Source organism: Sporosarcina jeotgali, from assembly GCF_033304595.1.
Lineage (GTDB): Bacteria > Bacillota > Bacilli > Bacillales_A > Planococcaceae > Sporosarcina > Sporosarcina jeotgali.
In genome coordinates this window covers 2,664,608-2,679,629 of record NZ_CP116341.1, presented here as the reverse complement: position 1 = coordinate 2,679,629, position 15,022 = coordinate 2,664,608, and the positions used below count along the sequence as shown (strand labels likewise).

The following is a 15,022-nucleotide window of genomic DNA, read 5'->3' as shown; positions in this document are numbered from 1 at the left end:
TTCACTGATACCAACAAATGATCCATCACACAATCCTTACAAACTGGATTGAATTTGAAAGGTACCTATGCAACTAGTTACACCTAAACCATGTATTTAGTAGGCCCGTTGTGACGGTTATTGTAAGATGGATAATAGAACATCTGCCGAAATAAATATTTTTAATATGAACGTAAAGGGGAATACCATGACCTGGAGCAAATTGAAGAAAAATCTGGAGAGTTTTCTGTGCCCTGCATTAAAGGACCGGGTTGAATACCGTGCAAGCAGCTATCGTTATTTACCTGATAAATCGGGAACTTGTTATATTGCGGTTGATAAAAAGAATGTATTCAAAATGAGTGATCGAACTACTTTAATCAGATGGTATCAGACAGAGCAGGAAATTAAGAATGATTCAACTATCCAAATTCCAATCAGCACTGAGGAGATTGAAGCGGTAAGAAACGAAACGAAAGGGATGGTTCCCGAAGAGCGGCTGCAAGTAATTGCGAGGAGCAGAAAATTATCAGAATATGCTAAGGAGCTTATGTCAGCTCAATCATCATTAAGTAAATCTAATTTTACTGTTGCAGCGAATACGTTTTTAACTACTCCTATAGAGGAGAGTTTAGAGAGCAATGAGCTCCTATTGAATATTTTAGCTTTGGTGGACAGACGGGTAGGAAAAAAACGGATCATAAACATGGCCGAGAAGATAAAGTACAAGCATCCAATTGTGCAGTATTTTTATGAGCTGCGGCTCAGTGCGGTGTGATAAACAGCTCGTACACACTTTCATAGCAGGAGGATGATGATGGAAGTCAGCCGTCCAAACTTAAAAAGCGTCAACTCCTTTGTGGGGGTTACGCTTTTTGTGCTTCTGGCCAGTTTCTGAAAACTATCTCCCTGCAACAAGGTAAACAAACTAATTGACCGAGAAAAAATGATGTGTTATTATTACTTTGAATTCAAGGTAATTCATCCTCCACATCGAGTTCGTATAAATTTGGCTGGATAATTACTTACACATAAGAGCGGCAACCCATTTGTGCGTGCATGAGTTAAATAATCAGAGAAATTAGCTTGTACATTCGAGCTATTTATTTTTTGCTTATATATCTTGAATTCGAGATATTTCACTGGGTGAGAATGGTCGAAGTAGAGTCAGCAAAGCCTTGGTATGAACAAATTTTTCAGTAAGGATTCAAGAGAATCAACTATAAATTGGAGGAAATACAAATGACAAAATGGTCAGTAGATCAATCGCACTCAACAGTAGGTTTTGAAGTGAAACACATGATGGTATCTAAAGTGAAAGGCCAGTTTGACGGGTACACAGCTTCAGTAGAAGCGGCCGACTTAACGGATCTTACAACGGCTTCAATTGCTTTCGATTTTGACGTTTCAAGCATTAATACACATTCAGCAGATCGGGATAATCACTTGAAGGCAGCAGATTTCTTTGACGTAGAGAATTTCTCGAACATCACATTCCAATCTGGTTCTATTGTGAAAAAAGGTGACGATTACAAAGTAACGGGTGACTTAACAATTAAGGGAATCACCAAACCAGTAACTTTTGACGTGGAATTTGGCGGCAAAGGAACAAACCCATGGGGTGTAGAAGTATATGGTTTTGAAGCGGAAGCGAAGATCAACCGAGAAGAGTTTGGTCTGACTTGGAATACTGCTCTTGAAACTGGCGGGGTACTCGTCGGCAAAGACATCAAAATCAAAGTTGAATTGGAAGTAAATCCTGTATAAATAGAAGGTTGAAATAGATAAGAGGATACTTAACCTAAGCACTGCAAAGCACGCCTGCCGATTTCGAAAAATGGAATCAGCAGGCGTGCTTTTGTATCTTAGAATTAGAGGCAGATGAGCCAGGTATCATCCCGAAACCTTCACTTTGTTAAGAGTGGTTTACTTTGGAACCGGCCTCCAACTTAAAATGGTTTCTCTATGGATACTGCCTAATAAGAACCTGTCTCTTCCCACATATCCCTTAGTCATGTAAAATAGTGAACGGTAAGAAATAATGGATAGTTGGGAAATGAAACTTGCCTGATTAGATTCCCAGTATTACTGCGCTAAGATGTTTAGATAAAGGAATGGACTGGCATTCCACAATGAGAGGATTGGAATTTGAACATGAAAGAGAATTTCTGGCGTGAATTACCACGGCCGTTTTTTATATTAGCACCCATGGAAGATGTGACGAACGTTGTGTTTCGCCATGTTGTGGCGGAAGCAGCTAGACCCGATGTGTTTTTTACGGAGTTTACAAATACGGAAAGTTATTGTCATCCTGAAGGAATCTTCAGCGTGCGCGGACGTTTGACGTTTACGGAAGACGAACAGCCAATGGTTGCACATATTTGGGGAAATAAGCCCGAACACTTCCGGGACATGAGTATCGGAATGGCAGAACAAGGATTTAAAGGCATCGATATTAACATGGGCTGTCCTGTCCCGAATGTCGCTGCGAAAGGAAAAGGCAGCGGGCTGATCAATTATCCGGATAACGCGGCGGAAATCATCCAAGCTGCGAAGGCAGGCGGATTGCCAGTCAGCGTGAAGACACGACTTGGCTACACGGATATAGAAGAATGGCATGGGTGGCTGCGGCATGTACTTGAACAAGATATCGCCAATTTGTCGATCCACTTGCGTACAAGAAAAGAAATGAGTAATTTCGAAGCGCACTGGGAGCTTATCCCGGAAATTAAGAAATTGCGTGATGAAATTGCCCCGGATACGTTATTAACGATTAACGGAGATATCCTCGATCGTCAAATGGGATTAGAACTTGTCGAGAAATACGGTGTCGATGGCGTCATGATTGGACGAGGCATCTTTAAAAATCCGTTCGCTTTCGAAAAAGAGCCCAAAGAACACAGCAGTAAGGAATTGATGGATCTCTTAAGGCTGCAGCTCGACCTTCATGATAAATATTCACAAGAGATCGAGGAACTTCCTTTCAAACCGCTTCGCCGCTTCTTTAAGATCTATGTGAAAGGCATGCGGGGAGCAGGCGAATTGAGAAACCAATTGATGAGCACGGAAACGACCGACGAAGTACGTAAAATACTCAATGAATTTGAGCTGCAGAATACGGAAGAACTACCCGAATAAAGGTGGTTATAACGGCCTTTAGTTTGGAACGAAAAAGCGCACTCGCACTGTTTACCTAAACATTGCGAGTGCGCTTTTATTATCAGTTCATCCATTCTTCTGAATCACTTTGAATCCATACTTCCTCAAATACATCCGTCCATTTTTTGGCGTTCTCACAGGCTGGCTGCTGCTGAATGAAACGATTGGACCGACACTCATGAATGACGGTTTATGTATCTTTTCGGGAATTTTTCTCGTCAATTGGACTGCGAAAGCTAAAGGGTGAATAGGATTCTGTTTATATTCCCCTGCACCCTCTCAAAAACTCAACGCAGTGTCAGGACTTCTTCTGGTCTCTTTTACTTCGATTACCCAGCCAGTCGATCGCAGATGATCCAACTAAAAGAATCAGGAAAAGGATTACATAATTAAAAATAGATTTTTCCAGATGAAGAGTATTGTATAAATAAAGAACTAGAACGCTCCAAATTGCCATAGCGATGATTTTCACAAAAAACACCTTCCTCTCCTGCTGTTATGTATCTAGATTTCTACCAAGTGAATCTGCCGTCATAGTATCGGTAGATAAGGTATACTACACCTAAGGATTTACAAGGAGTGTGACCGTATGCCAGATTCTCATTGGTGTACTCATATATATGATCTTGAAAAAGATTGTAACCAGAAATGAAAAAGATTTTAAAAGACGGATTAGAACGCGCAAAGTACTGAAAAATACGCTGTCAACGCTGACATTACTTTCATTTCTGTTTATATGGGTTCAGGCCATCAACGAATTCATTTGTCTGGCATGAATTGAAGTACGTACTGTCTTTCGATAGCGACTGGCATGCAGCTGAAAAGGTTATGACTGAAGCTGGACAGGCATATTTTGAAGAGACTCTGTATGAGACCAATGGTCATTTGCCAGGGGATCAAGCAGCAGTGCAACCTGTTTTTTCAGTAGATACCAATGATGCAGGCATTGTATTGATTTTACGGTATTTGGTGGATTACCAGCATGGTACACGTGTGAAAACAGCGTTGCAGCGAAAGGTCTTGCCTCAACTCAATGATCATCCAAACATTGAATTCGCGATAATGGAAGTGAAAGTGTTCCGAGGCTAGTCTATCCGGTTATGCTGTTAACCCGGAAACCTGTATAATGCCTGGCACTCCTTAATGTGCGGTAAGTTGGAGTTTATCTTATCCTATTTTACGGTACCTTTTAAAATTAACATATAGATGATAAAGCATTCCAAGAAGAACCGCAGACCATGCGGTACCCGCAATGAAAATCATAAATTTCGTTCAATCTGAACACCCCCTGTACTGTAGTTTGCAGTACTTAAAAATAGTTATGCAATACACACGAGCAGCTGTTTCTAATTATACGCAATTCAGTAAGATGTGTAAGGTGAATTCACTTGATTAAATTAATATAATTAAAAGTGCAATCAAAGTAGCTGCAAATGAAATTTGATGAAGATAACGATGATTTCAAATGCAGAACAACTAAAGGCATGTCCATTTAATGAACTTTGAAACGAACTGCCCGTGATTATGAAAGAAGGAATGAGTATGTCCATGCAATCAGCGTCAATAGAAGGAACTAGAATCCTAAGCGCCCAGCCCTTATATGCCAGTCAGATTGTCAAGTTCTACAATAAGGTCGGCGGGGAGACGGATTACTTGTCTTTCGGTCAAGATGAATACCCTCTATCCGCTGAAGAAATGGCTGACACCATAGAAGGTATGAAAGATTCACATGGAAACTGTATGCTTCTAATGATGGATGGAGAAGAAATCGTTGGAATTGGTACGATTGAGTCCAGTTCGAAAAGCAGGTTTCGTCATGTGGGAACTTTAGGAATTGTGATAAGTCAATCGCATGCAGGAAAAGGACTTGGCCGCATGCTGATGAATGCACTGATTGACTGGTCCAAAGATAATGGACAAACAAAAAAAGTTTCGCTTGTCACGCGTGCTGATAATGAGCATGCCATCGCACTTTATGTGAGTCTAGGATTTGAGCGGGAAGGGCTTTTCCGCAAAGACTTTTACGACGGCGGAACTTACTATGACAGCTTAAGTATGGCGTTATTCTTATGAAACGAAAAAGACTCCCGCATTCAAATGATGTGGGAGTCTTTTTGCGTGAAGTCAGGCATCCGCCGATTGTTTTTTCGGATCGCGGATGGCAAACGACAGCAGCAATCCAAATGCTGCGATGAAGCCTGCTACTAAGAAGGCGATATTGACACCGTGAATAGCGCCGGCAACTGAATTACTGCTTGCTGCAGTGATGGTGATTGTAACGAGCACTGCGGTTCCGACAGCTCCAGAAATTTGGCGGAAGGTGTTATTCATCGCCGTACCATGAGAAATCAGGTGATTTGGCAGCTGATTCAGACCGAGTGTTGTTGAAGGCATCATGACCATCGCTATTCCGACCATACGAACGGCGTTCAGAACTGCCAAATACGTAAATGTCGTGTCTTGCGACAAATTCGCAAAGAAGAATGTAGTAACGGTTAAAATCGTGAATCCAATGCGCAGAAGCCATTTTGCTCCATACTTATCGAACAATGTACCGGTTAATGGATTCATGAAGCCCATTACAATCGCACCTGGCAGCAGCATAAGCCCTGAATGCAGTGCGTTGAACCCAAGTAAGTTCTGCATGAAAAGCGGCAGTATGACAGTTGTTGCAATCATCGATGCGAATACAATCATTCCGAGTCCTGTCGCAAGTGAGAAGATGCTGTATTTGAATACACGGAATTCAAGAATGGGTTCATCCAGTTTTAACTGTCTGGTGATGAACAGGTAAAGTGAAACTGCGCCGACTGCGAGTGAAATAAGTGTGTTAGGGCTTAGCCAGCCTAAGTTGCCTGCAACACTGAAACCGTATAGAAGGCCGCCGAATCCTAATGTGGAAAGAACGATTGACAGGTAATCCACTGTTGGATTTGTTTGCTTTGTTACGTTTTTCAACAAGAAGGATGCAGCGATGATAATCACAAGAGCGATAGGGAATACTACGTAAAATACGCTGCGCCATGGGTAGTGATCGACGAGATAGCCGGACAAACTTGGACCGATGGCGGGAGCGAATGCAATTACGAGGCCAAACATCCCCATTGCTTTCCCGCGTTGTGAAACCGGAAAGATAAGGAACATGATGGTCTGCAAGAGCGGCATCATAATTCCAGCGCCCGCGCCCTGTAACACCCGCGCCACTAACAAGAAGGAAAAGTTAGGGGAGAGGGCACCAATAAGTGTCCCAGCGGCAAATGTCCCCATAGCCGTCAGGAACAAACTTCGAGTAGAAAATTTCCCGATTAAAAAAGCTGTTATCGGAATCATGATCCCATTCACGAGCATGAAAATCGACTGCAGCCACTGAACAGTACTTTCATTAATTTTGAGATCTCTCATTATCGGGGGGAGTGCAGTTGCCAGAAGCGTCTGGTTCAAGATTGTAATGAACGCACCAGACAATAACACAGCAAGCAGCGGGATATGTTTTTTTAAATCGAACGACTGGGAATCACCCAGCGTTTGTGAATTGACCATTAGCTTCTCATCACCTCATTTTGGATTAGCAAATCCTAAAACACGTTTTAAAATGAAATCCGGACCTGACATTCTTTATATAATAGAGGTTTCTCGTCTTCATCTCAATTTTACTGTTTGATGAATCTGATTATTATTGAAGTGTTGCCTTATGAATTGAAAGTCATACTTAAACCATACCTTTCTATGATTATATCAAACGTTCTTTGGACAAAAAAACAGTGTCAGGGAAATTTGTTCAGTATCTCGTTGCAAGCATGAACCTATTTACGGATGTCAACGTTCACAAAAAGTCCGAAACATGACTTCTGACCCTAAAATAGTTAAAGAGAATAGGTCATTCTGTGCTATAATTATGAACATAAAGATAACTTGGAGGAATTCATATGTTTAAAAGTAAAAGCAGACCAGCAGAAATAGATAATTTCCAAGAAGAGTTAACGGCCTTAAAAGAAAGCCAAGCTTTAAAAGAAGAGCAAGATCAGGTCCGTTTGCTGGAGTTAAGAGACGAGTTAGCGGCTGCTGTAATGCAGCATGAGAAAGTAAATGGCCAGCATGATGTACTAGGTGATGCGGTTGGCCGAATCGAAGATCGGTTTGAGAACATTGACCAGCTAAGTGCACAAACGACCCAAAAGTCAACTGAACTATATGAAAAAGGCCGTTCTTTGGAAGATCAATCGAATGTGATGGTTACTGAAGCTACTGAAGGTACAAGAGAAGTCAACGCTACAGCAGAAGTCATCAAAACTCTTGGGGAACAAATCCAGGCATCCGAGAAAAATATGACCAACTTAAGTGAGCGTTCGGATGAGATTCAATCGATTGTAGGTGTTATCGATGGAATTGCGACACAAACGAATTTACTGGCTTTGAACGCGTCCATCGAAGCAGCTAGAGCCGGGGAATCTGGAAAAGGATTCGCGGTTGTTGCACAGGAAGTCCGTAATCTGGCAGAAAGTACAGCGAAGAGTACAGCAAGCATCCAAACGCTCACTTCGTCATTGCGTGAAGAGATTAAAGAAGCTTTGGATTCTACAAGAACAAGTGCTGAACTTGTAGATAAAGGCGTTCAAGTCAGTCTCGCGACAGCTGAGAAAATTGAACGTATTTTAACTACAATCGAAAAGAGCCAAGGCGATATAGGTTCGATTCAGAAAATGATTGAAGAGCAAAAACAATTATCTGCTGAAGTGAAAAGCGAATTGCTGGATGCTAAAACACTCTTCTCACAAGCACATGGACTCATCATTGACCATATTGAAGATGCCAAGGAAGTCGACAAGCGTCTTGAAAACGGTATTCGCCAATTGTCTGTAAAATAATCATGTAATCGATGACACGATCCTATCAACGGGTCGTGTCTTTTTTCGTTGTGAACGTTTTTCATCTCTAATGGAAAGGTCCTATTCATCCCCTCCATGCTTTGAAACTATTTCGCAGATAGATTACTCCGTTCAGCGAAAGGGTAGAATACTTGGACACTGTGTGAAGGGACGTTTTTCAAAATGGAAAAAGTATTTGTTTTAGGCGGACCGGGTTGCTTGGGCTTGAAACCATCACAGTGTTGCTCCGTAAATATTACGAGGTTACTACAATTTCACGCAACAAGTAAGTGATGGAGGATGTAATGCCGGAACGAGTGAAAGACCGGAGACATTAATAAAATGACCGATGAACAAATATATGAAATATGACGAATTTTATAAAATGATTGCGGAGAGCTTAGGTCAAACTGAAACGACAATCGTGACAGTGCCAGTAAACCAACTGAAACCCTCAGCACTGGAAATGGATAAAAGGGTCGCAGCAAAAGGAAAAGAACTTGCAATTCATTTAGGAAAACAAATTGAAATGCAAAATCGGGAAGCCTTTATTGACCCCAATGAAACGATGCCGATTATAAAGTATCAAGAAGATGATGTGCGTGCTGAAATTAGAAAAACATTGGCTGTTTGTGCAGAAGAAGTACAATGACATTTTTTAGCGCTCACCCCGTCTGAACAAATAGTTTAAGTTAAACTGAAAAAGTACTAGCACATTCATTGTATTCTGTTTAAGGTCTGGTAGAATCGGTGGTATTACTTGTATGACTCTTTGACTAGCGAGCAAATTTTAGGAGGGTGATTATGAATATTGCAGTGGCTGTGGATGGCTCGGAGAGTGCATTACGTGCGACGCAACACGCACTGATGCTTGTTCAGTATTTGCCGGAGACGCATTTGGAAATTATTTTTGTAACCGATTTTAGTAAGGTGGAAGACGAACGGCTTTTATCGCAAAGTCCTAAAAATCTTGCTGCGTATCAAAAGAAAAATATCCAGCCTGTTGTGAAATTAGCACGTGAAGCCGGGGTAGAACCGAAAGTTACGTTGTTGAAAGGGCAGACGGGCCCTGCAATTATCAAATATGTGAATGCAAGTGAAGTTGATCAGCTAATACTCGGGAGCCGGGGGCTGACGGCGTTTAAAGGGCTTATATTTGGGAGTGTCAGTGAGAAAGTAGTTAAGCGCATGAGTTGTCCTGTGACACTTGTGAAGTAAAGGAGACTCCATGGTCATCCCTGTATAGTTCCCTTGAAGATTCGCAGTCTGCTGAACTTATCAGATGCGGATCTTTTTCCTATCCGTTTGATAAACTATTATAAGGTTAAAAAAATCTCGAATAAATGAATCGTTGAATTTGGAAAATAGTTCGTCACATTTTGGAAGATTAAAAACTGGAGGGAATACAGTGAATCCAACAAAAGATGCTTCAAACGACGGTTCTGGAAATAGGCTTGGGACGCTGAATACGAGATAGCTGGTTTCATCAAAAGAACAAAGTAACCTTAAAAGCCTGTGCAAAAACCAAAAGAATTGGTCTTTGCACAGGCTTTTCACTTAAATAGATGCTTCGTAAATCGATTGAACCGCTTTTCCGAGAGCATCATTGAACTCATCGTCTGATTGGTTCGCATTCAAGTCCTGGCTGAGAGCTCTTGAGAAGCTGGCAATCAGACCTTCATTCTCTTTCAGCTTTTCATTGGCAATATCAGTCGAGTACCCCCCAGAAAGTGCGACAACTCGTACCACTCTAGGGTGCTTAATCAGTTCCCTGTACAAGTTTGCCTCGGTAGGAATCGTCAGTTTCAACATGACATTTTCATCATCTTTCAACTGATCCAAATGATTAAGAAGTTCCGTTTTCAATAATTCTTCGCAAGCTGGTTTGTTTGCGCTGTTAATGTCCACTTCCGGTTCGATGATCGGCACGAGACCGGCAGCAATAATTTGCTTCCCGACTTCAAATTGCTGATCGACAACAGCTTTAATGCCTTCTTCATTTGGTTCTTTAATGACAGAACGCATTTTTGTCCCGAAAATATGACGCTCGTTTGCACGTTTTAATGTGTCATCCAAATCAGTAATAGGCTTCATGAGCTGGACTCCATTTGCTTCATCTGCAAGACCTTTATCAATTTTAAGGAAAGGAGCAATTCCTTTCTTTTCAGCTAAATAATCAGCGGTATACATACCGTCAATTTCACGATCCATCGTTTGTTCGAAAAGAATCGCACCTAGAATGTGCTGTGCGTCAAAAGCGGATGAGGTGATGATTCTTGTCCGCATATCATGCACCAGTGTAAACATTTCATCTTCGTTTGAATACGCATCTTCATTCACACCGTATGCTGCAAGTGCTTTAGGAGTACTGCCGCCGCTTTGGTCAAGCGCTGCAATGAACCCTTTTCCGTTTTTCACCTTGTCAAATTGTTTTTCATTCATTCCACTCACTCCTCTTTCATAGTGTGTAACTTCCTGAAAAAATCATAAAGATGGACTGACAAAGCCAGTCGTATTATCTAATACTCTATCATGAATTGTGCCATTTGCGCTAATAAAGCAAACGGGTCCAGATGGAAAAACGACTTTGCCAGCAGTACAAACCAGTTAGGTCCACTTATAGAAAATAGCGAAAGGATCGACATGGGATATCCATGAAGTTCCTAGAATGCTGTGAATGCTAGCTGTAAATTAATGACTAGTTTTGTTAAGACTCGTCAATACTCTGTTCGAAATCATAATTCACTATTTTTTATGGATGCATACTTGTGAATGTCTGTATTTGCAGAATTGTAATTAAATTAAATGCTTAACAAGTACAAAAAACCATAGAATTGGGGAGGTCTTAACATGGCGGAAAATAATCCAAGCGATGATGCGAATGCAGAAAAACAAAAGCAGCAAGATATGAGTCGCCGGAAGTTCCTGAAGAATTCAGGTTTAGTGGCGGGTGGATTAGTCGGAGGTTCCATATTTGGAGGCTTGCTGACGAATAGTTTTGATTCTAAAAAAGAACAACAGATTGCGCAGAGTAAGGATGCACAAATTGACGTACATGAAGCGATGCAATTCTTTACTCGGCATCAGGATTTTATGGTATTGATGGCTGCAACGGAACAAATCTATCCTGAGGACGAGGATGGACCAGGGGCTATTAAATTAGATGTCCCTTATTATATTGACAAACAATTGGCTGGCCGTTGGGGAATCAACGGAAGAGATTACAGACATGGTCCATATACAGCCGTTTTAGATGCAACTGATAAATCTGCAGGCCCTGCTGGAGAACAATCCATTTTGGATCGGGGCGACATTTTCCTTCAAGGATTGAGGAAGATGGATGATGAAAGTCAAAAACGGTTTAAGACGACATTTGACAAAGCTGAAGCAGAGCAGCAAATAGAAATATTACAGGATTTTGAAAACGATAAAGTGAAAATGACCGGACTAGTCGCATCTGAATTTATGGCATTGCTGATCCAATCCACATTGGAAGGGGCATACTCCGATCCGGTTTATGGCGGAAACAAAAATATGGAAGGATGGAAGATGAAAGAGTTCCCTGGCGCGCAAGCTTCTTACGCAGGCTATATCGAACAAGATGAGTTCAAGAAATTGGAACCTGTCAGTTTAAGGGACTATCAAGGACACTAAACTAAAAATTGGGAGGAGGAACTGCATTAGTTAAAACGTTGCCTAAAGTAGATGCGGTTATTGTAGGGTCAGGATGGGCGGGAGGGATTGCTGCGGCTGAACTTACTAAAGCGGGACATAGGGTAGTGATACTTGAACGTGGCCGTGATAAAAAACATGAAGACTTTATCGGAACTAAAGATGAGCTTAGATATTCTAAACGCTATGACTTGATGCAAGATCTTAATAAGGAAACCATTACTTCCAGGAATTCCATGGACAAGACAGCACTTCCCGTTAGAAACAATTCAAAGGCAAGATTGGGAAATAATACGGGAGGTGCGGGTGTCCACTGGAATGGGATGTCGTTCCGCTGGCTGCCGTATGATTTCGAAATTTACAGTAAGACAGTAGAACGATATGGTAAAGATAAAATACCTAAAGGATCTACCATGCAGGACTGGGGCATTACGTATGACGAGTTAGAACCCTACTATGACAAGTATGAAAAAACAGCAGGAATTTCAGGGGAGGAAAATCCGATTGGACCACCGCGATCCGATAAATATCCGAACCCCCCTATGAAAGAGACACCGACGATTAAGCTGTTCAAAAAAGCGACAACTGATTTAGGCTATCATCCATATCATATGCCATCCGCAAATCTCTCTCAGAATTATGAAAATCCGGATGGGGAAAAATTAAATGGCTGTGTTTACTGTGCTTTTTGTGAAGAATATGGCTGCGATTTTGGAGCAAAAGCCGATCCAATCGGAACCGTTCTTAAGACTGCAGGGAGAACAGGAAACTTGGAACTTAGGAATAACTCGAACGTCACGCAAGTAACTCATGATGGAAAACGTGCGAGAGGACTGGTTTATACCGATACGATGACTGGTGAGCAATTTGAGCAGCCTGCTGATATTGTCGTGCTTGCAGGATTTGTATTCACAAATACCAAATTGCTGCTAGTTTCAAAAATCGGGAAACCTTATAATCCGAAAACAGGACAAGGCATCATCGGAAAAAACTTTACCGGCCATTATAATAACTTATCGACCTATATTGGTGCGCGCGGTTTCTTCGAGGACAAGAAATTTAATAATTTTATGGGCACTGGAGCATTGGGTGCTACGATTGACGATTTTAGCGGGGATAACGAAGATCATACTGATTTGAAATTCCTGCATGGATACGAAGTTCACTATGGCCAGCTGGGAACTCGCCCCATTGCGAATAACCAAGTGCCAGAAGGAACGCCTGCCTGGGGGAAAGAGTTCAAAAAAAAATCGCTGAAATATGCAAATCGTAATTTATTCATCACCGCCCAAAGCGGGTTCCTGCCGAACAAAGATACGTATATGGATTTGGATCCCACATACAAAGATGCATTGGGAAATCCGCTTCTGCGGGTAACAGTTACTTATGATCAGCAGGATCGTGAACGAGCAAAAGCCGGTGTCGCTCGATGTGCAGAAATTATGAAAGAAATGGGCGCTGATACGATGAACGTCGATGTAGTAAAGGATGATATCGAGTTCGATCATAAGTTTTATACAGACCATTTCTTTGGCGGTGCCATTATGGGAGATGGTCCTGACAACTCTGCGGTCAATACGTATTCACAAATGTGGGATATGGAAAACCTGTTTGTTGTGGGAGGTTCATCATTCCCTCATAACAGTAACTACAACCCGACTGGAACAATTGGGGCGTTCGCCTATCTGGCAGCAGAAGGAATGAATAAGTATCTGAAATCCGGCGGCTTGCTTACACAAGCAGAACTTAAGAAAAATGCATAAGAATGCTGCGAGCACGGCGAAATAAGAAGTCAAATGATTGTCGATTTAAATGATTCAAACCTAAAACACTTTCGAAGTGATACACTTAATGTATCTGCAATCGAAAGTGTTTTTCTATGGGGGGAATTATAAACAAAGAAGTTTTCATGATATACAGGCAATCTTGAGGTTATTATATGAGAGACAAAAAGAGCTATTATATCAATGAGATTGTGGGATTTGCGTATAACTAATAGTGAAATGGTATAGTGGTAGTGATGGCAAAGTAAAGGAGCGGTTTTATGAATTCTCATGAATTGTTTAAAATGATTAATCAATGTGTGGAAGAGATGGATTTTATAACTGCTAGAAAGTATATGGAAGATAATTTAGAGGTCGTAAAAGCGCATAAGCACCATCTTCAGCGGAACTCACAAGATCTATTGGAATTTGTTTTGAATTCGGATGGAAGACGATTGACGCAATCAGAAATAAAAGTAATCCAAGCGATTAATGATTATGCGATTCACTTTAACATTCGATCCTTTAAACTGATGGTAAAAGATCATGCAGGACTAGTCAGCAGAGAAGATACACTTACATATTTGAATCAGGACGCTAGGGCGCTGTTAGAGAGCATGCATATTATTCCTAGCTCAGAGTGAGATACCAGCCATTTCAAGAGACTGTTAGGCCCGTTAATGTCACTATCAAAAAACAGAGTACTGCTCCGAAAGTGGATGTTGGGATAATCGTTAAAACGAATTCTGCCGACCGAGAATGAGATTTCAATGCAGGAATCATTCGATTTTGTTATGAAACTGGCGCTGTGATTGAAATGAACCTGTACAGGGAGTAATAGAAATTTAGAAGTCAGCATTCAAAAGCCGTATTCCAAAGTTGTGAACTTGGAATACGGCTTTTAAAGTGAATTATTTAAGTGAGGAAATCGCTTCTTTCACAGGAGTGTCTCCTGCAATTACTTGGAACTCCTTACCGATTGTTGAGTTGTCTTCTAAACAAGCAAGCAGTACTTGAGCAATGTCATCCCGAGGTACTTTGTTTGCTTCGACTTTCTCAGCAGCTTCGATTTTACCAGTTGCGTCATCGTTCGTTAACATACCTGGGTGAACGATTGTATAATCTAAATCCGTTCTGCGGAGCCAGTCGTCTGCATAATGTTTCGCTGCAACGTAAGGAGCGAATGAAGAATCCGCTTCTTGGATTGCTTCACGAGTCGTATCATACGAACTGATCAATACGAAACGCTTTACGTTCGCTTGTTTTGCAGCTTCGATTGACTTCACTGCGCCATCCAAGTCAATGAGCATCGTTTTGTCCGGTCCGGTTTTCGGTCCGGATCCGGCTGCAAATACAATCGCATCTGCGCCTTCAGCCGCTTCTGCAATTTTCTTCGTGTCGTCTTCTAAATCCACTAAAACTGTTTCGGCTCCTATGTCTTCAAAATAAGAAGCCTGTTCTTGTTTCCGGATCATTGCTTTGGCTGTCAATGAATCACTCTTCTGAATTAATGAAACCAGTTCTTTACCGATTTGTCCGTTTGCTCCAATAACAAGTACTTTCACACTATCCAACCTCTCTATA

14 protein-coding genes are annotated in these 15,022 nt (G+C 41.5%); 11 read left to right on the top strand and 3 right to left on the bottom strand.

What is annotated here, in order from left to right:
- Positions 1-187: 187 nt before the first annotated feature.
- From PGH26_RS13485 to PGH26_RS13465, 5 genes are all read left to right on the top strand, one after another.
- Complete coding sequence (locus tag PGH26_RS13485) at positions 188-757, top strand: SF0329 family protein (RefSeq protein WP_323691569.1); 570 nt, start codon at positions 188-190, stop codon at positions 755-757.
- A 464-nt stretch (positions 758-1,221) separates the two neighbouring features.
- Positions 1,222-1,746 (top strand): YceI family protein, encoded by a 525-nt coding sequence (locus tag PGH26_RS13480; protein ID WP_323691567.1) that lies wholly within the window; start codon positions 1,222-1,224, stop codon positions 1,744-1,746.
- A gap of 387 nt (positions 1,747-2,133) precedes the next feature.
- Positions 2,134-3,117, top strand: a complete 984-nt coding sequence (locus tag PGH26_RS13475) for a tRNA dihydrouridine synthase (RefSeq protein ID WP_323693532.1) — start codon at positions 2,134-2,136, stop codon at positions 3,115-3,117.
- Positions 3,118-3,915: 798 nt separating this feature from the next.
- Positions 3,916-4,227 (top strand): hypothetical protein, encoded by a 312-nt coding sequence (locus PGH26_RS13470; protein WP_323691566.1) that lies wholly within the window; start codon positions 3,916-3,918, stop codon positions 4,225-4,227.
- Positions 4,228-4,680: 453 nt separating this feature from the next.
- A complete protein-coding gene (locus PGH26_RS13465; protein ID WP_323691565.1) occupies positions 4,681-5,211 on the top strand; it encodes a GNAT family N-acetyltransferase in 531 nt (176 codons plus the stop codon).
- Positions 5,212-5,262: 51 nt separating this feature from the next.
- On the opposite strand, the gene PGH26_RS13460 is transcribed toward PGH26_RS13465, so the two are convergent.
- Entirely contained in the window at positions 5,263-6,678 is a 1,416-nt protein-coding gene (locus tag PGH26_RS13460) for an MDR family MFS transporter (RefSeq protein ID WP_323691564.1), read from the bottom strand.
- A 386-nt stretch (positions 6,679-7,064) separates the two neighbouring features.
- Between PGH26_RS13460 and PGH26_RS13455 the strand changes: the two genes are divergently transcribed.
- The 3 genes from PGH26_RS13455 (at position 7,065) to PGH26_RS13445 (ending at position 9,221) form a co-directional block, all read left to right on the top strand.
- The gene (locus tag PGH26_RS13455; RefSeq protein ID WP_323691563.1) at positions 7,065-8,003 is read left to right on the top strand and encodes a methyl-accepting chemotaxis protein; all 939 of its coding nucleotides are present in this window, start codon (positions 7,065-7,067) and stop codon (positions 8,001-8,003) included.
- 361 nt (positions 8,004-8,364) lie between these two features.
- On the top strand, positions 8,365-8,655 hold the full coding sequence (locus PGH26_RS13450; RefSeq protein WP_323691562.1) for a hypothetical protein: 291 nt from the start codon (positions 8,365-8,367) through the stop codon (positions 8,653-8,655).
- A 152-nt stretch (positions 8,656-8,807) separates the two neighbouring features.
- Positions 8,808-9,221, top strand: a complete 414-nt coding sequence (locus PGH26_RS13445) for a universal stress protein (protein ID WP_323691561.1) — start codon at positions 8,808-8,810, stop codon at positions 9,219-9,221.
- A gap of 339 nt (positions 9,222-9,560) precedes the next feature.
- On the opposite strand, the gene PGH26_RS13440 is transcribed toward PGH26_RS13445, so the two are convergent.
- A complete protein-coding gene (locus tag PGH26_RS13440) occupies positions 9,561-10,445 on the bottom strand; it encodes a fructose bisphosphate aldolase (RefSeq protein ID WP_323691560.1) in 885 nt (294 codons plus the stop codon).
- Between the two features lie 408 nt (positions 10,446-10,853).
- Here PGH26_RS13440 and PGH26_RS13435 point away from each other — a divergent pair, with 408 nt between their 5' ends.
- The 3 genes from PGH26_RS13435 to PGH26_RS13425 all read left to right on the top strand — a co-directional run bounded on the left by PGH26_RS13435 (position 10,854) and on the right by PGH26_RS13425 (position 14,082).
- Entirely contained in the window at positions 10,854-11,657 is an 804-nt protein-coding gene (locus PGH26_RS13435) for a gluconate 2-dehydrogenase subunit 3 family protein (protein ID WP_323691559.1), read from the top strand.
- Positions 11,658-11,665: 8 nt separating this feature from the next.
- Positions 11,666-13,438, top strand: coding sequence for a GMC family oxidoreductase (locus PGH26_RS13430; protein WP_323691558.1), 1,773 nt, complete (start codon positions 11,666-11,668; stop codon positions 13,436-13,438).
- Between the two features lie 281 nt (positions 13,439-13,719).
- Positions 13,720-14,082: a hypothetical protein gene (locus PGH26_RS13425; RefSeq protein WP_323691557.1), complete on the top strand. Its 363-nt coding sequence runs from the start codon at positions 13,720-13,722 to the stop codon at positions 14,080-14,082.
- A 267-nt stretch (positions 14,083-14,349) separates the two neighbouring features.
- Here PGH26_RS13425 and PGH26_RS13420 read toward each other — a convergent pair whose 3' ends face one another.
- A complete protein-coding gene (locus PGH26_RS13420) occupies positions 14,350-15,003 on the bottom strand; it encodes an SDR family oxidoreductase (RefSeq protein ID WP_323691556.1) in 654 nt (217 codons plus the stop codon).
- Between the last annotated feature and the right edge of the window lie 19 nt (positions 15,004-15,022).

Coding starts and splice junctions, on each gene's coding strand:
- PGH26_RS13485 (WP_323691569.1), top strand. CDS start 188: ATGACCTGGAGCAAATTGAAGAAAAATCTGGAGAGTTTTCTGTGCCCT.
- PGH26_RS13480 (WP_323691567.1), top strand. CDS start 1,222: ATGACAAAATGGTCAGTAGATCAATCGCACTCAACAGTAGGTTTTGAA.
- PGH26_RS13475 (WP_323693532.1), top strand. CDS start 2,134: ATGAAAGAGAATTTCTGGCGTGAATTACCACGGCCGTTTTTTATATTA.
- PGH26_RS13465 (WP_323691565.1), top strand. CDS start 4,681: ATGTCCATGCAATCAGCGTCAATAGAAGGAACTAGAATCCTAAGCGCC.
- PGH26_RS13460 (WP_323691564.1), bottom strand. CDS start 6,678: ATGGTCAATTCACAAACGCTGGGTGATTCCCAGTCGTTCGATTTAAAA.
- PGH26_RS13455 (WP_323691563.1), top strand. CDS start 7,065: ATGTTTAAAAGTAAAAGCAGACCAGCAGAAATAGATAATTTCCAAGAA.
- PGH26_RS13450 (WP_323691562.1), top strand. CDS start 8,365: ATGAAATATGACGAATTTTATAAAATGATTGCGGAGAGCTTAGGTCAA.
- PGH26_RS13445 (WP_323691561.1), top strand. CDS start 8,808: ATGAATATTGCAGTGGCTGTGGATGGCTCGGAGAGTGCATTACGTGCG.
- PGH26_RS13440 (WP_323691560.1), bottom strand. CDS start 10,445: ATGAATGAAAAACAATTTGACAAGGTGAAAAACGGAAAAGGGTTCATT.
- PGH26_RS13435 (WP_323691559.1), top strand. CDS start 10,854: ATGGCGGAAAATAATCCAAGCGATGATGCGAATGCAGAAAAACAAAAG.
- PGH26_RS13425 (WP_323691557.1), top strand. CDS start 13,720: ATGAATTCTCATGAATTGTTTAAAATGATTAATCAATGTGTGGAAGAG.